General features: G+C 74.3%; 1 protein-coding gene. It reads left to right on the forward strand.

The genetic code is table 11. The annotated features are described in order from the left end of the window. Window positions 1–82: 82 nt before the first annotated feature. Window positions 83–1,152: RNA polymerase sigma factor (locus JCO01S_RS15240; protein ID WP_068257690.1), on the forward strand; the 1,070-nt coding region annotated here is incomplete at its 3' end.

Genomic DNA, 1,152 nt, shown 5'->3' on the forward strand with positions numbered 1-1,152 from the left:
CCCCCGGGGCCGGCGGGCGGCCGATTCGGGAGTGGCTCGAGCTGCGCCCCTTCCTCACGGACGGGCCTGACGTCATCGAGTGATGGACGAGCAGCTCCTGCGGAGCCTCATCCCGCAAGTCCTGGGGGTCCTCGTCCGCCGCGGGGTCGACTTCGCGGCGGCCGAGGACGCCGTCCAGGAGGCCCTCGTCGAGGCCCTGCGGGTCTGGCCCGACGACCCGCCACGGGAGCCGAAGGGGTGGCTGGTCACCGTCGCGTGGCGCCGGCACGTCGACGCCCTCCGGTCGGAGGCCTCACGGCGCCGCCGGGAGGACCACCTGGAGGCGCAGCCCGAGGCGGGACCGGTCCCGGACGTCGATGACAGCCTGTGGTTGTACTTCCTGTGTGCCCACCCCTCTCTGACCCCGTCGGCAGCGGTTGCCCTCACGCTCCGCGCCGTCGGTGGTCTGACCACGCGCCAGATCGCGCGCGCCCACCTCGTGCCCGAGGCGACGATGGCCCAGCGGGTCAGTCGCGCCAAGCAGAAGGTGTCCGGTGTCCGACTGCGCCACCCCGGCGACGTCGCCACCGTCCTGCGCGTGCTCTACCTCGTCTTCAACGAGGGTTATTCCGGCGATGTCGACCTCGCCGCCGAGGGGATCCGGCTCACCCGCCGGCTTGCCACCGTGCTCGCGCACCCCGAGGTGGACGGGCTGCTCGCCCTGATGCTGCTCCACCACGCCCGGCGACCCGCACGCACCCGCTCCGACGGGAGCCTGGTGCCGCTGTCCGAGCAGAACCGCGACCTGTGGGACACCGCCCTCATCGCCGAGGGCATCGAGATCCTCCAGGCGGCCCTCGCCCGGGACCGGCTCGGCGAGTACCAGGCCCAGGCCGCGATCGCCGCGCTGCACGCGGACGCGCCCCGGGTGGAGGAGACCGACTGGGTCCAGATCGTCGAGTGGTACGACGAGCTCCTCGCCATCACCGACAGCCCGGTGGTCCGCCTGAACCGGGCCGTGGCGCTGGGGGAGGCCGACGGACCGCGAGCGGGACTGGCCGCCCTCGCCGAGGTCGACCCGACGATCCCGCGACACACCGCCGCCGCGGCCCACCTGCACGAGCGGGCGGGTGAGGTGGCGTCGGCGGCCAGCCTCTATGCCGAGGCGGCGCG

The sequence above is a fragment of the Janibacter corallicola NBRC 107790 genome (genome assembly GCF_001570965.1).
GTDB lineage: Bacteria > Actinomycetota > Actinomycetes > Actinomycetales > Dermatophilaceae > Janibacter > Janibacter corallicola.